The following is a 23,433-nucleotide window of genomic DNA, read 5'->3' on the forward strand; positions in this document are numbered from 1 at the left end:
TTCTTTCATCTCCTTTTTCACACGATTGCGTTTGCTACTCTATGTTTAGCCCATGCTTCAGCCACTTCCACCGATGCTGCCGTCATAATATCGAGGTTTCCAGAGTAGATAGGCAAGTAATCGCCAGCTCCTTCTACTTCAATGAAGACTGTGACAGATGACCCATCAAAAATAGGCTCTTGTCTGATTCTATAACCCGGCACATACGCTTGAACTTTTGTTTCCATTGCCCGAATAGAAGCGGTAATTTCTTCCCGTTTAGCGTCACCTTCCACCAATACATGAACTGTATCTCGCATTAGAATAGGTGGTTCTGCAGGATTTAAGATAATAATGGCTTTCCCTTTTTTGGCACCGCCAACTTCTTCAATGCCGCGGGAAGTTGTTTGCGTAAACTCATCAATATTTGCTCTCGTACCTGGACCTGCGCTTTTACTAGAAATCGTCGCTACAATTTCTGCATAATCGACAGGCTGTACTTGGTGAATTGCGTTGACAATCGGAATCGTAGCCTGACCGCCACATGTGATTAAGTTGATATTTTCAGCATCCAAATGATCTAGTAAATTGACCGGTGGAACAACGATTGGACCAATTGCAGCAGGTGTCAAATCAATTACTTTTATACCGGCTTCGCCTAATAGTTTTGCATTGCGGATATGTGCTTTTGCTGAAGTTGCATCAAAGACGATATCTGCAAGCTCAGGTCTCTCCATAAATCCATCTATTCCATTATCAATCGTGACATAGCCCAATTCCTTGGCTCTTTTCAAACCGTCCGATTGAGGATCAATACCAATTACCGTTGTTAATTCTAGAACTGTAGATCTACTCAATTTCATCATTAAATCAGTTCCGATATTTCCTGAGCCTAATACGGCCACTTTTACTCTACTCATGATATTCTCCTTTCCTTCTATTAAAAATGAACACTAACTTCTCCCAAATGGGCAAACTTAACTGTGAATGCGTCTCCTTCTTTCGCTTCTACCGCTGCTGAAAGTGCGCCTGAAAGAATTACTTCTCCTGCAAGAAGAGGGATGTCGAAATCCGCCAATCGATTGGCTAGCCACGCAACACATTTCGCAGGATTTCCGAGTGCGGCTGCGCCTACACCCGTATTGACGATTTCACCATTTTTCGTTAGTACCATTCCGATCAATTCAAGATCGACATCTTCTAGCTTTGTCGGTTTCCCGCCAAGGACATAGAAGGCGGATGAAGCATTATCGGCAACTGTATCCGGCAACTTAATCTTCCAGTCTGAAATTCTACTATCTACGATTTCAATCGCAGGCAATATGTAATCCGTAGCTTGTAAGACATCAAGCGTCGTCACATTTGGCCCTCTTAAGTCTTTCTTCAAAACGAATGCGATTTCACCTTCCACTTTCGCTTGAAGGACTCTTTGTTTCGGGACAGCACTTCCATTTTCAACGACCATACTATCGAGCAGATGTCCATAATCTGGTTCATCGACTCCAAGTAGCGATTGCATTGCTTTTGACGTTAGTCCAATTTTCTTTCCTACAATCTTTTGACCATGTGCTACTTTTCTCTCAACATTTTCTAGTTGGATAGCGTAAGCTTCTTCAATAGTAAGCTTCGGCTCAACTGAAGTGAGTGGTGATATGCCAATTAGCGTCTCTTCTGCTTCTACTAATTGATCAGCAAACTGTTTACGTTTCGTTGCAACTTCAGTAGTCATCCCTCTACACTCCCTTTTATAACTTAATTGTGACGTTTGATAGTTCCGAGAAGAATTCAAGGCTATGTGAGCCACCAGTTCTTCCTATTCCGCTATGCTTCATCCCACCAAAAGGTGTTCTCAAGTCACGAAGGAACCATGAATTTACCCAAATAATCGACGCTTTTGTTAACTAGCCACAACCTTTTCACAATTAAAAGGTTCATCCGCCATTAATATTGAATTCGATGGACAACTTTCATAAGCGTCTTCTAAGTCTTCTACCAAATCTTCCGATACAGGTGTATTTCCTATGTTGTCATCTAGGATAGCAAAGGAAATTCCTTCATCATTATAATCAAATAAATCTGGTGCTGCTGCACCACATGCACCGCAGGCGATACATGTATCCTGATCAACCGTCGTGTATTTGACCATTTTGACATCTCCTCATCTAGTTTTTGGTTTACGCACTATTTGCCATACTACCTCTCTCGGAATCATGCAATTTAGTAGATTTCATAACGACAGCTTATAGTGATGAAGTTGCGCCTACTTTTTCTCTTTTCGATTGTTCTTTATCATCCATTATGGTTGTACTGTGCGGAGCTTGAAATCTCACTGTAGGATCTATAAACACTTTTGCATTGCTTACAGCTATAGGCGATTCACCAAATCCAGTCGCAATCAACTTCACTTTTCCTTTATATGTGCAAATATCTCCAGTTGCGTAAATACCGGGAATATTCGTTTCCATATTGGAATTTACAACGATAGAGTTCTTCTCGATTTCCAGTCCCCAATTTCCAATTGGACCAAGAGAAGAAACAAATCCATAATTGACAAGCACTGCATCTGCTTCAATTTCAATTATTCCATCGCCCTTTGCTTCTTTGATGATTACTTTTTCAACTTCCTCATTTCCCACTAATTCTATGGGTATATAAGGAGTTAACACTTCAACTGTTGATTGTTTTAACAACTCAACACTATGCTCATGTGCACGGAACTTATCCCTTCGATGAATAAGTGTGACCTTTTCCGCGATTGGCTCAAGCATTAATGCCCAATCCAGCGCGGAATCCCCACCACCAAACAGAACCACTTTTTTACCGGCAAATTCATTTATATTTGTAACAAAATAATGAAGGTTTTTATCAGCAAATTTATCTTCACCTTCAATATTCATTTTCTTAGGTTGAAATGCGCCGTTTCCAGCAGTAATAATGATTGTTTTTGAGTAATGAATGTCTGTAGATGTCGTTATTTTAAATACATCATCTAGCCCTTTTTCAACAGTCTCCACAGCTTGTCCCAGACAGGTTGTCGTTTCAAATTGGTTCATCTGCTCCGTTAGTCGATCAACTAGCTCCTGTGCCCCTACTTTAGGGAATCCAGCAATATCGTATATATCCTTTTCCGGATACAGAGCTGAAAGTTGTCCTCCTAGTTGTGGTAGGCTTTCAATGATTTTTACAGATGCTTGACGCATACCCGCGTAAAAGGCAGTAAATAATCCAACTGGTCCTCCACCGATAATCGTTATATCAAATACTTCATCCTTTTTATCCATATCCATCCTCCTGAATAGCTTTAAAAGCACTAAAACGCGAGTGTTTAATCCGAAAATTTAGTTTTTTGTAGAGGGAAATCAAGACCTTTATAAAATGAGACTTATTTTCCCGTGAGGTCGTAAACTATCAAGTTTTAGTGTCACTTTCTTTTCTTGTATGATAATTTCATTGTCATTCACAACAAATTTGTAATCGATAACCCCAACGAAACAGTCGAGCACATCACGTTTTGTTCGATAAGTAGAGAAATTGCATCTAACACTCACTTCATTACCTTCTTGGCTTTTGATCCTTACATTGTGGATGTTCCTTACTGTTTTTGAATGTGGATATTCTACATGTGCTTCTTTTTTCAATAATCTTTTCGCTCTCTCTTCTAATCGAGCTCGGTTATCGTCTATATAAAAAATTGATTTTGCTGGATCTGCATCAGGATTGCCAAGTGGTGGGACTTGGTATATACCATCTTTTGAAAATAATGCGGCCCACTCTTCCAATTGCCATTCATCGAGAAGTTCTGCCTCATGATATAGAAAGTCCGTAATTTCTTGACGTGTAATTGTCATATCAAGGCCTCCTCTTTCGCTTCTACTTTCGTTATTACTTTATTCCATTGCCTCCAAAAACTACGCATTTGCTCTTCGTCCGTAGCATGTGGTTGTTCTCTGTTCATTCCTTTGGATATATCATTCCATTGAACTTCTTTATTGTTCAGGTAACCTTCCTGACACAGTTCAAGTGCTTCATTATCATCCGGAGTAGCAAAGCCGCCTGGCCCTAGGAATTCAAGGAAATTATCGTTTCTTCTACGTCTAAATTTGTCACTTTCGCCTACAGGTGCTAGTGAATAACCAGTAACCTCCATATAATCGGGTTCAACCGGATAATATGTCCGAGCAGTAACAGCCATGATGTCGTTAATCACTAAGTTAGGGAATATCAAGATGTTGCGATTATAGTCTGAAATTCTTTCAGCTCTTTCCTCACCGAATCTTTCAACTAACTTATTCTTAAGTTCGTTTATTTCTTCTTTATCTTCTTCTTCCCAAGCTCCTGTCCAATAGGCGACTGGCCTTCCCCAAGGGGCTTTGTATTCAATAACTGCATGGCCGTTTCCTAGGTCTTTGCCCGTACCTTCAAGGACTACTTTTTTCACATTAGGATCCTGTGCCGCTTTAATATCAAAGTAGGTTTTATGTGTCGGCATCCCATGATACAGATCGACACTGTTTTCAGAGATTAACTTCCAGTTTGCACGTACGCTGTATTCCTGTGGATCATCTAGAACTTCCATTCCTAATTCTGATTGATCGGCAACTAGGTCAATGTATTCTTTTGCATTTCCGAGATAGTCTTCTAAGGAGATGGCTTCATTATCAAAGTTTACAAACATGAAACCTCGGTAACTTTCAAGTCGTTTAACCTGTGTCATGTTTTTGTCGCCATCACAGTTAAATGAATCTGGAAAACCATCTTTTCCTGGCATTCCAACTAATGTTCCATCATTCTTAAAACTCCAAGCGTGGTAGAAACATCTAAATACTTTCGTGTTTCCTTCACTTTCTCGGCTTATTAAAGCGCCACGGTGCGGACATGAATTATATAGCGTCCTGATAATCCCGTCACTGCCACGTGTGAATAGCAAGTTTCTTCCGCCAATTTTCCTTCTCTTAAAATCTCCATTTTTCGGTAGTTCTGATTCATGTCCAATATACAACCAACACTTACTAAAGATTTCATCTCTTTCTGATTCCAAAATTTCAGGGTCTGTAAAAACGCTGCGGTGGACTGCAAATTCACATTCTTGTTTGTCTTCACGAATATAACTCTTCATTAAATTTCCTCCTAGGTATAAATCGTATTTAAACTTTAGAGAGTACAATTCAACAGCTTTTGCTAACGGGGATACTAAATTGATTCACCCATCTACGAATCAATTGGTCTACCTTTTAAACTCTGACTTCACCAATGATACGAATCACTTGCCCCTAGATGAATTTCGCTCTATCTGTAGCTGAAATTCTATTTGATCTGCAACTTCTTCTATAAGAAATGTTACATCTATATTGGACTTCTTTTTCCCCCTGCATAGAAAGCGCTTACAATAGGCCTCTATGTAAATGCTTGGATTTCCCTCAGTACTTTGAGGACACTTCCGTAAACTATCAATATAGATTTTCATCGGCAATGCTTAAATCTGGATTGACACTGGTCTCACACCTTCCCATTCATAATCTAACCGCTTTCTAGCGAGCCCTCATATAAGTAATTTTGAAAGTTTATGTATACTTTTGTCCAATTACCAAAGGATTAGCGCTATTTTGTTGCCTGTGCGATAAGTTATTAAATAGTCTGTATATTTGACTTACTCTTAGTATATGGACTACTCTGACTAAAGACCAATCGAATATTTTTTGCATTTACTGTCTTTTTTAAGTTATTTTCTATACATCATTTCTAGGGATAAAGTGATTTCAAAAGAATGGATGATACGAGAGAGGGGGATAAAGTCAGCTTGCATGTGCCTTTGGAATTGATATAATAAAGCAATACGATTCCATAATAATCCGTAAAATGCATTTATTGGCGAAAATACAAACTTAGGGTCTTTTAGACCGGATTTGAGATTGATATCAAAATACACCAATTTACATTATGCTCTTAGGATTCTATTAATAGAAGGAGTGATTGATATGGACCAAACTCAACTAGAAACTTTCCTGGCAATTGCTGAACACAAAAGCTACTCAAAAGCGGCTATATCCTTAAATGTCACCCAACCTACAGTAACCGCAAGAATAAAAAACTTAGAAAATGAACTGCTCTGTCAATTATTCGAAAGAGTGGGAAGAGACATTATTTTATCCCGAGAAGGGAATGTTTTCTTCGAATATGCGACAAGTATATTGACTTATATGAACCATTCAAAAGAAGTGACCAACTCATCCAACTTCCCCAATATAAGAGTGGGCTTTTCACCAGGTTATTCATATACATTCATCATCGAGCTATTAACCGCCATTGTATCCATTGATAATTTGGGCATAAAAATTATTGAAGGGGAACACTCCAATTCATTAAACAAACAAATCTTATCTGGTGAAATGGATCTCGTTTTCACCAGAAATGTTTTGTCACATAAGCCCGAAGTTGTCTCTGAATATCTATTCCCAAATAAACTAGTTGTCGTACTTGGGAAAACGCATCCCCTTGCCAATAAGGAAGTGATCACTCTTGATGATTTAGAAAATGAAACATTGATTAGTTACCATCACACTTCCAGCCTTTGGACAGAAATTGAACAACTACTAATCGGCATCCCCAATATAAAACGTATTGAAGTTGCTAATAACGAAATGTTAAAAAAAGTAGTCGAAAGCGGTTTAGGTATCGGGATTACGCCAGTGCTAGGAGTAGATTTAATAAATGAAAGCGCTCTAACAGTGAAACACATTAAAGAAATCTCAAATCTCCCAAATGATGTGTATGTACAATATAGAAAGAATTCGGTAATTGCTAAACCCATTAAACAAATCATCTATTCAATTATTAATCATGAATTGGAAAAATCCAATTCGGTTAAATTGTCTCTTTAGTCAGCATACATTCCAGATCGTAATGCATGTGAAACACGATTTGTTGCATGACTACAAAAAAATAGAATCAGCCATGTCCTACATGGCTGATTCTATTTTTCATTTTATTTATTCCCAAATTGGATTGTTGGAGACTTCACCAGTTTCCTTGGACACAAACTACGCCGATCATTTCCACTTCGTATGAAATGTCCCTTTTTCATCAATACGCTCATAAGTATGCGCACCAAAATAATCACGTTGCGCTTGAAGTAAGTTCGCATTTGATTGACCCGTTCGATAGCTGTCATAATACGTAAGCGAAGCACTTAGTGATGGGAACGACATTCCTGACATGACGCTCTCCGCTAAAACTTTCCTCAAACCTGTTTGATATTCTTTCGTTTTTTTCACAAAGTATGGGGCAACCAATAAATTAGCAATTCCCGCCTGCGCATCCTCATAAGCTTCGCTGATTGTGTTTAAAAATTCAGCGCGTATAATACAGCCGCCGCGGAAAATTAGAGCGATGTCTTTTAATGGCAAATTCCAATCATTTAGTTCTGAAGTCTTTTTGTATTGCGTAAACCCTTGCGCATACGCACAAACTTTCCCCATATACAAAGCTTGGCGTACATTTTCAACCCACACTTCTTTATCCAACTCTTCATTTCCTAGTGCTGGGCCAGCTAACACACTTTCGGCATATACTCGTTCCTCTTTTGCATGGGATAGATAGCGCGCGAATAGCGATTCCGTTATAATTGATACGGGAATTCCGTTATCGATTGCTTGTATACTCGTCCACTTTCCTGTCCCATTTTGGCCTGTTTTATCAAGAATCATGTCGACAAGCGGCAATCCTGTTTTGGCATCTTTTTTCCTTAGTATATCTGCAGTTATTTCGATTAAATAACTTTTTAATTCTCCTTGATTCCACGTTTCGAAGATGTCTGCGATTTCATCCAATGGAAGCTGTAGTCGTCTTCTTAAAAACGTATATGCCTCAGCAATGAGTTGCATATCCGCATACTCAATCCCGTTGTGCACCATTTTCACAAAATGGCCTGCCCCTTTTGGACCGATGTAAACGCAGCAAGGATCCCCTTCCACTTGGGCTGCAATTTTGGTTAGAATCGGAGCCACTTTTTCATACACTTCTTCGACGCCGCCAGGCATGAGGGATGGACCTTTTAAAGCCCCTTCTTCCCCGCCGGAAACACCGATTCCTAAATAGTCGATTCCAATGGCTTTTAATTCATCAAACCTACGTGCTGTGTCTATATAATTTGAATTGCCGCCGTCCATGATGATATCGCCTGAATCTAACAGTGGAATCAGTGAAGAAATGACTGTATCGACCACTTTACCCGCTGTCACCATTAGAAAGATTTTTCGAGGCGATTGTAGAGATTGTACAAAATGCTGAAGCTCATAATAGGGATGAATTTGTTCGTTTTCACTTTTTTGTATAAGTTGATCTGTTAAATCCCTAGTGTAATTATAAACCGCTACATCTTCACCTTTGCTTGCCATGTTTAACGCGATACTGCTGCCCATCACGCCAAGACCCATAACTCCAATTGTATGATTCATCAATTTTCGACTCCTTTTTTATCAAGTTTCGGTAAGTTTCTTTGATAATTCGCGATACTTTCATATTCATTTCCTAAAACCCTAGAGACATTAATGAATATCGGTAATAGCTTCACGTATTCTTCTACAGCAGATTCTACTGGTGTGTGACGATTTGTACTGCCTATCATGTCAGATACAACGTCAAATGAATCGATTTTACCTGTTGCATATAATCCTAAGATACAAGCGCCCAGACATGAGCTTTCATAACTTTCTGGAACAATCACTTCCATGTCAAAAATATCTGCCATCATTTGGCGCCATGTAGCTGATCTTGCGAAGCCACCAGTAGCTTGAATTTTCGTTACAGGCTCGTCCATAACTTCTAGTAAGGCTAAAAACACGGTGTATAGATTGTATAAAACGCCTTCGAGAGCTGCACGTATCATATGCTCTTTCTTATGCGACATCGTTAGTCCAAAAAATGAGCCTCGCACATCTGGATTCCATAAGGGTGCACGTTCGCCAGCTAAATAAGGATGGAATAACAACCCATCCGAGCCTGGTCTGACGCGTTCGGCAATCTTGGTTAACACTTCGTACGGATCAATGCCAAGCCTTTTTGCGGTTTCTACTTCTGATGCTGCAAATTCATCTCTAATCCAACGAAGAATCATTCCGCCATTGTTGACTGGCCCACCAATGACCCAGTGTTTTTCCGTGAGCGCATAACAGAATATCCGACCTTTGTCATCTGTTTGAGGCCGGTCAATGACTGTTCGGATTGCGCCGCTCGTACCGATTGTCACTGCGACTTCTCCCTTGCCGATCGCATTCACACCTATATTGGAAAGGACACCATCACTTGCGCCAATGACAAATGGGGTTTGTGGATGAATGCCCATTTTTCTTGCTATTTCATAATTACAGTTGTTAAAAATCTCAGTAGTCGGGACTAGTTCAGATAACTGCTCCCGCGTGACACCCGCGATTTCCAAAGCTTCTTCGTCCCAATCGAGTGCTAGTAGATTCATCATGCCCATTGCTGAAGCTAGAGAGTGATCCACAACATATCGATTAAAGAACTTTTTAAAGATGTATTCTTTTATGCCGATATACTTTTTAGCTTTTACCGCAATCTCTGGACGATCATGTACAATCCAAGCAATTTTACTTAAGGGGGACATTGGGTGAATCGGCGTTCCCGTCCGTTTGTACACTTCATGACCATTTAGTTCTTCTTTTATTTTCCGTGTCCACGCTTCACTTCGATTATCCGCCCAGGTGATACATTGCGTCAGTGGCTGATCATTTTCATCCATCGCAATCACGCTATGCATCGCGCTGCTGAATGAAATGAACAATAATTTTTCCGGGGAGATGTGGGAATGTTTCATTGTAGTTGAGATTGCCTTCAACACGGCTTGATAGATTTCTTCCGGATCCTGTTCTGCAGTCGAGATATCTGGCGTGTGGAGTGGATAACCGATATTCTCTTGTTGAATGATGTCACCTTTTTCAGTGAATAAAACCGCTTTCGTACTTGTCGTACCTATATCTATACCTAACATATAATTCGTCATTTTTTTTGCTCCCTTCCTTTGGTGAGCAATTGTTGCGACATCCAAAGGTCTTCTACTTCGTTTTGAACATTATCGAAGTTTTGATGTAATGCTTGAATCATGATAGCTCTGTCTTTTGTATGTATGGCTTCTATATAAAGCGCATGATTTGTTAAAATACGTGAAAAATCATCGTCTTTTTCGCTTAATCGCGCCCGCATCGATAAAAGAATTAAGCTTTCCATCACAGGTTTCGTATTATTCCAAATCAGTTGGATGTAAGAATGGTTGATGGAACGAATAATCGTTTCATGGAAGAGTACATCTTGATAGGAGAACTCATCCGCATCTTTGTATTTAATGGCAACTTCCATCATTTCGAGTATTTTACTTAAGTCACTTACCAAGTCACTTGTGTCTATTTGTGCAATCCGTTCATAAACGAACGTTTCTATGAGCAAACGTACATCATAAAACTCCTTAATGTCTCGGTCTGTCAAGCCAACTACAACCGCACCCATTCTTTCCAATCGTATAATATTTTCAGAAGCCAATATCTTTAGGGCTTCGCGGATAGGAGATCGACTTACTTCAAATTCCAATGCCAACTTGTTTTCTGATAAAACGGTCCCCTTTTCAATTATGCCCGAAATAATCCGCATTCGAAGTTCGCATGCTAAACGGACGCCTGTAGAAGCGCTCGTATTCCATTTTACAGGGTATAGAAACTCTTGGGATTCACTCATAATTTCACTTCCTTGCTAGAAATTACACATACTTGTATACAAGTATGATAGTATACATATAGGGATATGTAAACGTCTTTGCCTTATATTAAGACAATCAACTCTAAGCACTTTTCAGAGTTATTTTTATAAAGCTGTTTGAATAATTGTTGTTATTAACTCCGTACCCGTATACCATGAAAGACATTCACCTTCATAAAAAACTGCCCGCATAAGTCGAAGAATTTCCAACTCACGGGGCAGTCCTTTATGTACTTATAATATTTGATTATCAATTAAACAAATAGGCTTAGAAGTAAAACAAAACCAAGTCCAGTTACTGAGATAACCGTTTCTAGCACTGTCCATGTTGCAAATGTCTCCTTCATCGTTAAACCAAATGACTCTTTAACAATCCAGAAACCAGTATCGTTAACGTGTGAGGCGATGATACTACCCGCACCTGTTGCTAATACCATTAGTTCCAAATTGACATCCGTGCCTGCCATCATTGGAATAACGAGTCCAGCTGTTGTTAGTGCCGCAACTGTTGCTGATCCTTGTGCAATTCTAATGACTGCAGCGATAAGCCAAGCTAATACCAACGGTGAAATTGCACTACCTTCAAAGAGGACTGCGACATAATCACCAACGCCTCCATTGATCAAGACTTGCTTAAGTGCTCCACCGGCACCAAGAATCAGTAACATCATACCGATTGCCCGAACCGCAGTTTCTGCAGATTCCATAAGATCTTTCATTGGAATTTTCCGTGCGATACCCATTGTGTAGATTGCCAGTAATACTGACAGCAACATAACAGTAGTAGGAGATCCAATCATAGTCACTAGATCAAAAAACACGTTTGCAGTTCCACTTTCATCTTGTACTAATTTAACGATTGTTGAAAATGCCATTAAAATAACTGGGAATAGCGCTGTGAATGCACTGATTCCAAATCCTGGTGTATCTTCTAGTTTAAATTGTTTTGTTTCACCGATTGAAGCGATACTACCGCTTGTACTATCTTTATTAAAAGCATTTGGTACAAACTTCTTCGCGAATTTTGTAAATATCGGACCTGCTATAATGACGATTGGAATTGCAATTATAAAACCATAAAGCAATACCAATCCTACGTTTGCACCGAACTCATTGGCAATAACTGTAGGACCTGGATGTGGCGGTAAAAATGCATGTGTTGCTGAAAGTGCTGCCGCCATAGGAAGACCTAAGTATAAAAATGGCACATTTATTTGTTTAGAAATTTGATAAACGATAGGTATTAATAACACAAGGCCGACTTCAAAGAACAACGCAATTCCCAGGATGAATGAAGCGGTAACAACGGCCCATTGAATATACTTCAGTCCGAATTTATCAATCAATGTCATTGCAATACGTTGAGCACCGCCTGAATCGGCGATAAGTTTACCAAGGATAGCCCCTAGCCCGAAGACTAACGCAATACTACCTAACGTTCCCCCCATACCACTTTCAATTGATGAGACAATCTCATTGATTGGCATACCTAATGCTAATGCTATTAAGAATGATACAACCACTAATGAAATAAATGTATTGACATTAAATTTCATGATTAATACGAGTAAAACAATAATCCCTAATGCGACAATTAATAATGGCATAATTTTCTCCCTCTGATAAGTATAGAATTTTTGCAAACAATGTTTGTAATATTCTATAGTTGATCACTTTTATTAGTTGATATACAGCTATTTGTACTAAATTAAGATTCCATGAACTAAACCGATTTATCTATCTAAGTCAATTCTTCTTACAAATTGTATCAACTTGATCCTCTTACAATTAACGTTGGTTGTAACCGGTGAATTTCTGGTTCCCCTTGTTCTTTTTCATTCATTTGCTCCATGAGTAATTTAACAGCCAGATTAGCCATTTCAATCATCGGTTGTGAAATGGTTGTGATTGAAGGCGTGTAAAAACTGGCAAATGGTACGTCATCTATCCCGATAACAGCTACATCTTGTGGAATTTTTAAATCATGCTGTTTTATGAATTTCAATACTTCCATGAGTACGAAATCATTTCCTGCCAATATTGCTTCGGGTGGTGCTTCAAGCGCGAACAATTCTTCGAGCGCTGAAGAAATGGCATCCGAGTCAGCAGTCTTCACATAATCTGTGTTGATATTCAATTGATGATGCGCTAACGCACTTTTATATCCTTGAATACGTTCAATCCGAGGACTGATATTTCTGATGATTGACGTAGTCACAATGGCGATTTTTCTGAAACCGCTTTCAACGAATTGATTTACAGCCAATTCCGCCGCTTTTTCATTATCGAGCAGAACAGTTTCAATCCCTAAATCAGGGATTGTTCTGTCCATAAAAACAAGTGGAAAACCGGACTTTTTCATCCTTTTGTATAAGTCGAGATTTCCGCCTGTTGGAAATATAATGATTCCATCCACTTGTTTCGCCAAAAGCATATCGATATATTCTTTTTCCTTATCAGGTTCATCATCCGCATTACAGACAATGATATGAAAACCATTTTCATAGAACTTGTTTTCAATCGCACGGATAATATGAGTTGAGAACGAATGAAGAATATTAGCGACAATGACCCCCACAGTAAATGTAGATTTCTGTGTTAGACTGCGCGCGACACTGTTCGGGCGATAATCCAATTCTTCGACTGCCACTTCTATTCGTTCTCTTGTAAGCTCACTCATATACTCATAGCGTTTATTTAAAAATTGAGAAACTGTACTTTTAGATACCCCTGCTAACTTTGCTACATCTGCTATTGTAATATTCTTCAATTTATCCAACTCCATTTTCTAACTACACACCATTATACACCGGAGTAGGCCATGAAGCCTCCATCTATTTGAATTGTTGTGCCTGTAACAAAACCGGAACACGATTCATCAACAAGAAACAGTAATGCGCCAAGCAAATCTTCAGGTTTACCGAATCGTTTCATCGGTGTAGCTGCAATAATTTTACTTGAACGTGCAGTATGGCTACCGTCTTCATTGAGTAGTAAGTCACGATTCTGGGTTGTTAGGAAAAAACCAGGTGCGATTGCGTTTACTCTCAATCCAGTTTCCGCAAAGTGGACAGACAGCCACATCGTAAAGTTATTAATGGATGCTTTTGCTGCACTGTACGCTGGCACTTTCGTCAATGGGGTATATGAACTCATTGATGACAGATTGACGATTGAAGGTGTTTCTGATTTCAATAGTTCTTTTCCGAATACTTGTGTTGCAAGGAACGTACCCGTGAAATTTGTAGCAAATACATTCGTAAAGCCCGACTCATCCAAGTCGAAAAAAGATTTCCCTTCCGAATGTTCATCGTGGTTCTCAGGATCGGTTACTGCATCGGGATGATTGCCCCCCGCTCCGTTAATGAGCATATCGATACGACCAAATTGGTCCACGATTTTCGATTTTGCCTGTTCCAGCGAAGCTCTATCTAATACATCCGCTTCGACTGCAAGCGCTATGCCACCAGCTTGTTCAATGCTGTCAACAACTTCCTGTCCTGTTTCGACATTGCGATTCAAAATCGCCACTTTAACACCTTGGCGCGCTAATTCACGCGCCATTTCTGAACATAAAACTCCACTTCCACCTGTAATGACGGCTACCCGTCCATTGAGTAAGTCATGATTTGGAATCATGATTCACCATTCGCTTTTTTAGTTTCATATGCGTCCCATAATCCGAGCAAATACATGATGCCTAAAGCACGGTCATACAACCCGTAACCCGGTCGGCAAACTTCTCCCCAAATATGGCGGCCATGATCCGGTCTGACGTATCCGTCGTAGTTTTGCTTATGCAACTCTTCTACAACACCTTTGACGTCAATTGAGCCATCTTGCGTATAATGAGATGTTTCTACGAAATCACCGTTGTCATAAATTTTCACATTACGGATATGCGAGAATGGAGCACGTGAAGCATATTTCTTCGCGACTTCAACCATATCGTTCTCCGGATTTGCGCCCATTGAACCCGTACACATTGTAAATGCATTTGACTCGGAGTCAGAAATGGCAATCAGTCTTTCGTAACTTTCTGGACCTGTCATAATGCGTGGCAGACCGAAAATCGACCAAGGTGGATCATCCGGGTGAATCGCCATTTTTATGCCGCAAGCTTCTGCAACAGGTAGGATTTCTTTTAAGAAAATCTCAAGATTTGCCCATAGTTGCTCTTCGTCCACTTGTTTGTAAGCTTCGAAAAGTTCATTAATCTTATCTAATTTCTCCGGTTCCCATCCAGGAAGCGTCAAATCGGAAGCTTCACTTACAGTACGGATCAATTCTTTCGGATCAAGCCCGTCCACTTTTGCTTTTTCATAGAATAACGCAGTAGATCCGTCTTCTAATGGATGGAACATTTCCGTACGCGTCCAGTCAAATATAGGCATGAAGTTGTAGCAGATGACTTTAACGCCGAATTCTGAAAGATTGCGGATTGTCTCTTTATAGTTTTCAATGTATTTATCGCGATCTTCATTGCCAATTTTGATGGCTTCATGGACGTTTACACTTTCAACGACGTCCGCGTGAAAACCGAATGATTTAATATAATCGACTTCTTCTTTTATGTCTTCTTTTTTCCAAACTTCTCCAGCAGGTACTTGGTGCAATGCCCATACGATACCTTTTGTTCCAGGGATCTGTCTGATGTGATCGAGTGTGACCGTGTCATTGTCTCTTCCGTACCAACGAAATGTGATATTCATCATGCCACTCCTTTTATTGTGCAATTTTGTTTATATATTCTTTACTCAGTTCCACTACTGCTTCGTACCCGCCCGATTTGTACGCTTTGTTCAAATCGCTGCCGATCCCCACAGCTACTGCGCCCGCTGCAAGCCAGTCATTCATATTATCCAGACTGATGCCACCTGTTGGCATAATCTTCACTTGCGGCAATGGTCCGTTCACCGATTTGATGAATGAGGGATCGAAGCCGTTTGCAGGGAATAGTTTCAATACATCACAACCAGATTCAAGCGCTTTTACCATTTCACGGATTGTCATACAACCTGGGAAATACGGAATGCCGTAGCGGTTGCAAATGCGTGCAACATCTTCATTGAAATGGGGACTGACGACAAACTTTGCACCGGCTAAAATGGCATGACGAGCAGTTTCAGGGTCTAACACTGTTCCTGCCCCTAAAAGCATGTCTTCATGCTGCAATTCCTCAAACACTTTTTGAACATTCGGCGTCGTATACGTCAATTCGATTGCCCGAATTCCGCCTTCAGCAGCCGCTTTTGACAACTGGATGGCTTCCTCAGCATCACTCCCGCGAATGACTGCTACGACCTTAGATGCCGCTATTTGCGCATGCGTCTCAAACTTTGACATGATTGTATAGCCTCCCTTAATCGAATACAATAACAGCTTTGCGAACTTTGTCTGGATTATTCTCAACAAAAGTAAATGCTTCTTGCACATCAGTAAGTGCAAAAGTATGTGTGATTAATCCGTCATGACGAAGTTTTCCTGCGTTTAAAAATTCAACAACTTTTGGCATTTGATTCGTTTGCAATCTAGATCCAACAATTGTGATTTCTTTTTTCGTAATTAATAATTGCGGAATTTGAGCTGGTCTTTCATCGAAACCAAGCACAACAACCGTTCCAGCAGGAGAAACAACTTCAATCCCCAGTTGAAATGTCATTGGTAGACAAACTGCATCGATGACGACGTTCGCCCCTTCGCCTTTTGTCCACTCTTTCACGCGTTCTTTCACATCTTCCGATCCTACTTGAACCGTAACATCCGCTCCACTTTCCCGCGCAAATGCCAGACGTTCCTCGCTCAAGTCTGACATCATAACAGATGCACCTTGTAGTTTGGCGAATTTCAGTATACATATACCAATCGGTCCCGCTCCTTGGATTAGAACCGTATCTCCTGGTCCCACTTGACCTCTCCAAGTTGCTTGAGCACCAATTGTGTATGGTTCTGCCATAACAGCTTCGTTCCAATCTAGCGTCGAATCGACTGCGTGGAGTTGCTTTTCAGGAAGAACGAAATACTCTCTCATTCCACCATCTTCATGTACTCCGAACACCGACAACTGTTCACATACATTCGGACGTCCTTTACGACATGCGTAACATTCGCCGCAGTAGCTAATCGGTTCTACGACTATATGGTCCCCTACTTTGAGTGTTGTTACATCTGTTCCTATTTCCACCACTTCGCCCGTCACTTCATGGCCAACAACACGCGGCAATGTCGCAAGCGGATTCGTTCCGTGGTAAATATGCATATCCGACCCACAAATTCCGACGCGCTTCGTTTTCACCAGTACATCCGTTGCAGAAACGATTTTAGGTTGTTCGACTTCATTGATGACAAGGTCATGCGCTTTTCTGACTTGAACAGCTTTCATCTTGTTCACCTTACCTTTCGATACCTTTTTCTTGTCTGATGAATGGCAATAGCTCTTCCAAGTAAGGAAGTCCTTCATTGTCTCCGGATACTGTCGTAACAAGAGCCCCGACGCCATTTGCAAGTTCCAATCTTTCTTCTGGAGAGAACCCATTTAAATACGCATAAATATAACCTGCATCGTACCCGTCACCTGCACCTACTGTGTCCACAGGATTGACTTTAAATGCAGCCTTTTCATACCAAGTACCCTCTGTAAGAATTCTTGAACCGTTTGCACCGTCTTTTATCACAAATTGACTTATTTTAAAACGCTCTGCACAAGCGACCAGCGCTTCATCGGAAGACTCTCCAATGATCAATTCAATTTCATCGAGCCCGGTTAGTAGAATATCAACATAAGGGAATATTTTCAATAATGTCGCTCTCGCCTCTTCAATGGTCCACATTTTCAACCGTAGATTCGGGTCGAACGACACCGGAATTCCAATTTCTTTTGCTGTTTTAAGCACTTGTAGTACTATTTCGAAGTTTTTTGGATCTATCGATAAAAACACGCCTGTAAGATGAACTACATCAATACCTTCAAACATGTCTTTCGTAATATCTTCTGGTTTCATCGTTAGTATTGGTGACTGATGGCGATAATAAAACGTCTTCCCAGAACCGTCTTCTTGGATTTCTTTAAAGTTCAACGAAGTGGGATACCCTTCCATCAGCTCGACATCGGACACATCGACACCTTCACCGCGCGCAAAATTATAAATGACTCTTCCAAACTCGTCTTTCCCTAAACGGCTCACCCATTTTGATTTCAGGCCAAGGCGAGCACATCCAATTGCAAAATTCAATTCCGCCCCGCCAACTTTGCGGGAGAAATTTGATACAAATCGTAAAGGGCCCGTATCAGCCGGATTCATTGTAATAAGACCATCACCAAGTGTCAAAACACTAAATTTCGAAGTCACGTAATTCCTCCTCTTCTACCATTTCTGATAGTTTTCATCCATACAATTAATTCTATAAATCGGTTTAGTAAATCGGTTTAGTAAATTATACAATGAAAAGGCTTTCACATTCAAGTATTAGTATTTAGCTTTCGAGTAAAATCTAAACATTCTTCTCTTAACTATAAGCTGGGCGTTCTATTCGGATTAGGCTTTTGGTCAAACTTTAGATTATTACCCATTAAATTATTACCAAAAGTAACCAGTATAAAATTTGGTCACACACCAGACGTTACGTGTAAGATTGTTTTTGGATTGCTTTGGATTGATCAACCTCTATACCATTATCGAGTTTTTTTAATTAGTAGGGATGCGACTTCGTCGCATCCCTACTATTTTTTTCGTTAATCGTATGGTGGTTGTTCATCCGTCGCTCTCCAAATACACTGGTACAAGTTATGCCGAAGCTTTTCGGAACGATTGAATAGTTTGCTTCTCACCTGGAAAGGTGCGGCCAAAGATACAATTTTGGCCGCTCTACCCTTCTACTATAGTAATTCAATTTTCATTTAAGGGATGTGTCACTTTCTTATAGAGTAAAGCAGAGAATGCAGTATACGACGTACTAGAGTGCCCGAAATTTCATCTTCGGGCACTTATACTCTTTATAAAGAGTAATCTATTCTTTTCTTTCAAAGCATCTGCATTTTTCACTTGGATATTGTAGGAACGCGACAGGCGATTAATCACAACAAGCTAACCGAAAAGGGTATTGCTAGAAGTGACGGAGTCACTTCTAGCAACACTTGCCCCACGGTTAAGGTGTAGTGATTAATTTGCCGAAAGCGGTTCGGAAATAATCATGTGAAAAATGGCGATTCTCAAACTTTTCTCGCCAACATTTAGTATACTAACATCGATCTCTTGCACTCTCAAAAACTTTTAAAAGTTTTTTTAAAAAAGAGGTTTAACTTAAATGTTGCCGGGTATAATTAGATTACAAGGCAGAACTTCCGGAGGATGAACCCGGTAGACGAGTAACCTACAGGTGATTCTAACGATGAACTGCACAGCCTTGGCGGAAAATTTGCTTTGCTGGCGATGTTTCACTTTTTCAGAACCGAGTATGTGGGTTCCAAGCTAATGTGTTGAACAAGCAGTAAGCGTTATGTTTTTTGTTTAAAGTGCAATTAGATACTGACTTCAATAAAACAGATCGCTAACCGAACATCTTGCGACTGCATGGCCGAATGGCTAATTGAGTCAGACCCATCAAACTGCACGGACGAGTTTTACGTACTAATCGTCAGTAATAACAGTTTGTGTAATTAAAAAACTATCAAATTTTCCGAGTGCACCCTTTTTATTAGGAAATGGAAAAAGCATGAACCTCTTAGTTTGAGGGTCATGCTTTTTCTTTTGTGGGAACAGACAATAATCTGCGAAATGGTTGGTAATACCCCGCTTTGATAGACACTTCTGTTTAGTGAACAGAGTATTTCACACAATGTACTAGTAGAGCAAAATAATACTTAATCTCCCAAGTTTGCAATAGTATTAATTTTCAGTACAATTACACTAAGGGGGAGAGTATATGATCACCGTACAAGAATCATTAGGTTTGCCCGAATTACAAAAGATAATCGTCAGGTCCGGGCAAAGTGGGTTGGCTCGAAAAATTAGTTGGGCTCATGTAATTGATCATAACGATGTGGCACATTTTCTTGAAGGCCAAGAGCTTTTATTGTCATGTGGACAAGTGTGGCCAAAAGATAGAATATTAGAAGAAAAATTTCTTAATTCATTACTAAGGCATCAAATTTCCGGTATTATACTTGCGACTGGCCGCTATTTAACACATTGTCCTCCTGCCCTATTAGAATTCGGAGAACAATACTCTATTCCCATTATGGAAGCACCATTTCAGGTACCTTTCGTACGGGTAACCCGTGCAATCCATCAGGAAATAATGGAACGCCAGTATAAAACTAGTGAATTAGTCCATCAGGTTCCTATAACTCTCTCGGAATTAATGCAAGTCGCAAAGGACAGTAAAGAAGTTTGCGAAATTCTAGCCTCCTTTCTCAAATGTACTGTTGTATTTACCGATGAAACAGATGAGGCATTGATAGTGGCGGGTCTAGAAAATGAACAACTAAACAAATTCACACCTAAAATGAAAAGTTTTGCTAAACAATTAAAAAACGAGCATCCATATGGTGATAGAGCTATTAACGTAACTGAACGAAATATAGAGACGATTCAATTACAGACCGTCTCCCCTTATGTACTGGCGGTTCCTGTATTTATAGAAGGTTATGAATATGGAACGCTTTGGCTTCTAAACAATGACAATATCTTAGATGAGTATCACACACTTGCACTGGAACATTCAGCACACGTACTCATCAATCTTTACAGGCTTCAGCAAGAAGAAAACGTCAAACGTTGGCAATTGCAATCTGAGTTACTAGGATTACTCATCGAAAATTTGGAAACAGCTAGTATTGTCATTGATAGGAAAATGCATGAAATAGGTCTAAAACAAACGGGACAATGGATGGCTGGACTTATCCTTTCGAGCAATGATAAGTTAGCCGAACAAACTCTTTTGGAATTAGGATTAATTCGAGGGGTCTGTAACAATTGGTTCAAGAAACAAGAAGACATTAGTGGTTTCTGTGAAATATACAACAATCAAGTAGTGTTGTTGTTTTCTTCAGGCTTGGAGAATGCCGAATTAGACAAGCGTTTAGCAATTTTAAGTCAACAAATCGTGAAAATCAATGATCAACTTAGCCCAGTTATTCTAATAGGCGATGCGCAAACGGAACTGATATCCTACGAGTTAAGTTACAAGAGTGCACAAACCCTAGCTGCAATCGGTCAATTTAAAACGAATTCAGGCCATATTTTCTTCACCTCACAATTTCGTCGCGAGATTTTGCTCTATGGAAATATGAGCCCCGCCGAAGCACACAATCTTCTCAACAAATTGTTACCAGAGGCGTTGCGTTTTGAAAAAGATGAAGTCCTTTATGAAACGTTAACTTGTCTTGCATTGCATAACTTTAACCGTGAAATAGTTGCAAAAACACTACACATTCATCGTAATACATTACGTTATCGAATAAAAAAAATTGAAGAACTCCTTCAAGACAGTTTATCTTCACGCGATTGTCAATTCTGGATCCAAACAGCTCTAAATATCGAGCCACTTTCTAGACAATATAAATCCACCTAATTTCCTGTTAATTAAAACGTGCCTACACGTATTGCGCAGGCACGTTTTCTATTGAATCCTTTTACTTATAAATAACTAGGGGTAGCTACTACATTTTTGAAATATACAGCTTCTCCATTGCTTTCTCCATCGAAAATAACCGTCGTATTCGGAGAAAATACCAATACATCTCCAACTTCTCCCACATACCTATTCCCCTCTATATCACGAACAATCATTGTTCCACTCGTTACAACTTTTATTTCAATGAAATCAAAGTCTGCAGAATAGTCTTCCGAAGGTTGTAGTGCAAAGTAACCCATTGTCAATTCAGCCTTTTCAGTTGTAAGTGGAACATCAACAATTTGCCCTTTCAGATTCGGAGTTCCACGTAGCTCGCTCAATTCATTAAGTTTATATGTCCCCGCTTTTATTAATTGAATACCAGGCTTAGCACACAATAGTTTCACTTCATTTTTCGTTACTGTTTTTCCAGACATTCTATTACCCCCTATTTTTTTTGAAAAGTTACATGCATGAAAATAATACGGTACTATTCTTTTTTCCCGCCAATGAAACTCTGTTAATATGAAAGTTCTGTTAACAGTTGATATAAAAATATAAAAGGCGGTATAGCTGTTCATTTATCAAAGCCAACGGACGCGTTCTACTTGTATCACTCTTGCTGTAACTGCTTACCGTGTCCCTATTTTACCGCTGTTTCCAACATAGGTTTCAAAGCCGAGCGATCGATTGAAAAAATGGATATATCATGCTCTGTCTCACCAGATACCGCCAACTGACTTAACACTTCTCCCACAACACTAGCAAATTTAAATCCATGTCCCGCAAAACCCGCCGCAATCGAAATATGTGGATGTTCCGGATGCTTATCGATGATAAAGTGTCCATCTGGCGTTCTGGAATACATACAAATTGCGCCTCTCTTAAGCTTTCCTGCTGCCTGTGGCATGAACTTTTCCAAGAATTCACGAATATGTCCTTCGTCATTCTCATCGGAGCCAAATTCACGATTCATCGTATCTGGATCAATTTTATCAATAAATTCATGTCTTCCAGCCTTTACGCCACATCCCCCGAAAGTTGGAAATCCATAATAGATTGCCTTTGATGTTTCAGTTGGAACTTCAACCATAAAGGTAGGAAATGCATTCGTATTATAAAGCGATTCTTCGGCTTCAAACCATGCTACTGGCTGACGCGTAGGCGTAATTGGTAGATTTAGGTTTAGGCTTTTGGCTATTTTCCCACTCCAAGCACCACCGCTAAGAATTAACTTGTCCGCAGTAAATGTTCCCTTATTTGTAATTACTTTGACGGAGTCGTTAAAAACTTCGATATCTTCAACAGGATTGTTTACTGAGAACTCGGCACCGTGATGTTCTGCCAGCTCCCGATAGGCTCTTATACAATTTTCACTGTATAAAAATCCCGAGTTATGTTCATGGAATGCAATATAGTCCTCAGGGACAGTTAGCCCCGGCCAACGTTCATTCATTTCTTTGCCCGTTAGGAGATCGATTTCCAGGTTATATTCTTTCCCACTGGCAATCGCTTCATCAATAAATGCAGATTCACCTTTAGGACCAAAACCGATTGAACCTACTCGTGAAAATATTTTGTGATGGGTAATCTTCTCAAGTTCATCCCATAACTCCTGAGATCTAAGTGCAAGAGGGACATACTCTCTTCCCTCACCGTATGCATGGCGAATGATTCGTGTATCACCATGGTGGCTACCCTGTGCATGGGGCGGGTCATGTGAATCTATCAGTAGAGTACTAACGCCTTGTTTCGCTAAAAAATAGCCTGCAGCCATTCCCATTGAACCTGCGCCTACAATAATTACTTCATAATTCTTCACCATAATAATACTCCTCTCAATATAAAATAGGTTTTGACATTCCCCATCACAACCTCCATTGAAAAAAATCCTTTTACTAGTCATACCTATGATGGAACGCATGCACATCAAATAACTTAATACTCTTCCACAAGTTCTAGGTTTGTGTTAAATCCCAATCGCCAAACCGTCGGAATAGTTAATCATTTGATTAATCTTAGCATATATCAATTTATTGCACGTAACAATTGGATGCTAATGCTCAAGTTTCCTAG

The 23,433-nt window shown here is 39.9% G+C and carries 20 protein-coding genes and 1 pseudogene; 2 read left to right on the forward strand and 19 right to left on the reverse strand.

The window, feature by feature from the left end; genetic code table 11:
- Window positions 1-17: 17 nt before the first annotated feature.
- The 7 genes and pseudogenes from AC25Y5_RS04345 to AC25Y5_RS04375 form a co-directional block, all read right to left on the reverse strand.
- Window positions 18-899 carry an acetaldehyde dehydrogenase (acetylating) gene (locus AC25Y5_RS04345; RefSeq protein ID WP_488139277.1) on the reverse strand — a complete coding sequence of 294 codons (882 nt, stop codon included), beginning with the start codon at window positions 897-899 and terminating at the stop codon, window positions 18-20.
- A 20-nt stretch (window positions 900-919) separates the two neighbouring features.
- The gene (locus tag AC25Y5_RS04350) at window positions 920-1,708 is read right to left on the reverse strand and encodes a 2-keto-4-pentenoate hydratase (RefSeq protein WP_488139278.1); all 789 of its coding nucleotides are present in this window, start codon (window positions 1,706-1,708) and stop codon (window positions 920-922) included.
- Between the two features lie 16 nt (window positions 1,709-1,724).
- Window positions 1,725-1,862 (reverse strand): annotated as a pseudogene (locus AC25Y5_RS04355) (aldehyde dehydrogenase family protein); the annotation flags it as partial.
- Window positions 1,863-1,876: 14 nt separating this feature from the next.
- On the reverse strand, window positions 1,877-2,125 hold the full coding sequence (locus AC25Y5_RS04360; RefSeq protein ID WP_482100554.1) for a ferredoxin: 249 nt from the start codon (window positions 2,123-2,125) through the stop codon (window positions 1,877-1,879).
- A gap of 94 nt (window positions 2,126-2,219) precedes the next feature.
- Window positions 2,220-3,260 (reverse strand): NAD(P)/FAD-dependent oxidoreductase, encoded by a 1,041-nt coding sequence (locus AC25Y5_RS04365; protein WP_488139279.1) that lies wholly within the window; start codon window positions 3,258-3,260, stop codon window positions 2,220-2,222.
- A gap of 87 nt (window positions 3,261-3,347) precedes the next feature.
- On the reverse strand, window positions 3,348-3,827 hold the full coding sequence (locus AC25Y5_RS04370; RefSeq protein ID WP_488139280.1) for an aromatic-ring-hydroxylating dioxygenase subunit beta: 480 nt from the start codon (window positions 3,825-3,827) through the stop codon (window positions 3,348-3,350).
- A complete protein-coding gene (locus AC25Y5_RS04375; protein WP_488139281.1) occupies window positions 3,824-5,095 on the reverse strand; it encodes an aromatic ring-hydroxylating oxygenase subunit alpha in 1,272 nt (423 codons plus the stop codon). The genes AC25Y5_RS04370 and AC25Y5_RS04375 overlap by 4 nt, the downstream gene beginning before the upstream one ends.
- Window positions 5,096-5,954: 859 nt before the next feature.
- Between AC25Y5_RS04375 and AC25Y5_RS04380 the strand changes: the two genes are divergently transcribed.
- Complete coding sequence (locus AC25Y5_RS04380; protein WP_488139282.1) at window positions 5,955-6,857, forward strand: LysR family transcriptional regulator; 903 nt, start codon at window positions 5,955-5,957, stop codon at window positions 6,855-6,857.
- Window positions 6,858-7,025: 168 nt separating this feature from the next.
- Here AC25Y5_RS04380 and gnd read toward each other — a convergent pair whose 3' ends face one another.
- The 10 genes from gnd to AC25Y5_RS04430 all read right to left on the reverse strand — a co-directional run bounded on the left by gnd (window position 7,026) and on the right by AC25Y5_RS04430 (window position 18,092).
- Window positions 7,026-8,432, reverse strand: a complete 1,407-nt coding sequence (gene gnd, locus AC25Y5_RS04385; RefSeq protein ID WP_488139283.1) for a decarboxylating NADP(+)-dependent phosphogluconate dehydrogenase — start codon at window positions 8,430-8,432, stop codon at window positions 7,026-7,028.
- Window positions 8,432-9,997 (reverse strand): gluconokinase, encoded by a 1,566-nt coding sequence (gene gntK, locus AC25Y5_RS04390; protein WP_488139284.1) that lies wholly within the window; start codon window positions 9,995-9,997, stop codon window positions 8,432-8,434. Before gntK ends, gnd begins: the two co-directional genes overlap by 1 nt.
- Entirely contained in the window at window positions 9,994-10,722 is a 729-nt protein-coding gene (locus tag AC25Y5_RS04395; RefSeq protein ID WP_488139285.1) for a GntR family transcriptional regulator, read from the reverse strand. The genes gntK and AC25Y5_RS04395 overlap by 4 nt, the downstream gene beginning before the upstream one ends.
- A 275-nt stretch (window positions 10,723-10,997) precedes the next feature.
- On the reverse strand, window positions 10,998-12,350 hold the full coding sequence (locus AC25Y5_RS04400; protein ID WP_488139286.1) for a gluconate:H+ symporter: 1,353 nt from the start codon (window positions 12,348-12,350) through the stop codon (window positions 10,998-11,000).
- 161 nt (window positions 12,351-12,511) lie between these two features.
- The gene (locus AC25Y5_RS04405; RefSeq protein ID WP_488139287.1) at window positions 12,512-13,513 is read right to left on the reverse strand and encodes a LacI family DNA-binding transcriptional regulator; all 1,002 of its coding nucleotides are present in this window, start codon (window positions 13,511-13,513) and stop codon (window positions 12,512-12,514) included.
- Between the two features lie 32 nt (window positions 13,514-13,545).
- Entirely contained in the window at window positions 13,546-14,382 is an 837-nt protein-coding gene (locus AC25Y5_RS04410) for an SDR family oxidoreductase (protein WP_488139288.1), read from the reverse strand.
- Window positions 14,379-15,455: a mannonate dehydratase gene (gene uxuA / locus AC25Y5_RS04415; RefSeq protein ID WP_488139289.1), complete on the reverse strand. Its 1,077-nt coding sequence runs from the start codon at window positions 15,453-15,455 to the stop codon at window positions 14,379-14,381. The genes AC25Y5_RS04410 and uxuA overlap by 4 nt, the downstream gene beginning before the upstream one ends.
- 13 nt (window positions 15,456-15,468) lie before the next feature.
- Entirely contained in the window at window positions 15,469-16,089 is a 621-nt protein-coding gene (locus tag AC25Y5_RS04420; protein ID WP_488139290.1) for a bifunctional 2-keto-4-hydroxyglutarate aldolase/2-keto-3-deoxy-6-phosphogluconate aldolase, read from the reverse strand.
- A gap of 16 nt (window positions 16,090-16,105) precedes the next feature.
- Entirely contained in the window at window positions 16,106-17,125 is a 1,020-nt protein-coding gene (locus AC25Y5_RS04425; protein ID WP_488139291.1) for a zinc-binding alcohol dehydrogenase family protein, read from the reverse strand.
- A gap of 10 nt (window positions 17,126-17,135) precedes the next feature.
- The gene (locus tag AC25Y5_RS04430) at window positions 17,136-18,092 is read right to left on the reverse strand and encodes a sugar kinase (protein WP_488139292.1); all 957 of its coding nucleotides are present in this window, start codon (window positions 18,090-18,092) and stop codon (window positions 17,136-17,138) included.
- 1,573 nt (window positions 18,093-19,665) lie between these two features.
- On the opposite strand from AC25Y5_RS04430, the gene AC25Y5_RS04435 reads away from it, so the two are divergent.
- Window positions 19,666-21,315: a PucR family transcriptional regulator gene (locus tag AC25Y5_RS04435; protein WP_488139293.1), complete on the forward strand. Its 1,650-nt coding sequence runs from the start codon at window positions 19,666-19,668 to the stop codon at window positions 21,313-21,315.
- A gap of 65 nt (window positions 21,316-21,380) precedes the next feature.
- On the opposite strand, the gene AC25Y5_RS04440 is transcribed toward AC25Y5_RS04435, so the two are convergent.
- Window positions 21,381-21,794: a cupin domain-containing protein gene (locus tag AC25Y5_RS04440; protein ID WP_482103990.1), complete on the reverse strand. Its 414-nt coding sequence runs from the start codon at window positions 21,792-21,794 to the stop codon at window positions 21,381-21,383.
- Between the two features lie 206 nt (window positions 21,795-22,000).
- Entirely contained in the window at window positions 22,001-23,182 is a 1,182-nt protein-coding gene (solA, locus tag AC25Y5_RS04445) for an N-methyl-L-tryptophan oxidase (protein WP_488139294.1), read from the reverse strand.
- Window positions 23,183-23,433 lie beyond the last annotated feature (251 nt).

The organism is Sporosarcina sp. Y1011 (assembly GCF_057669885.1).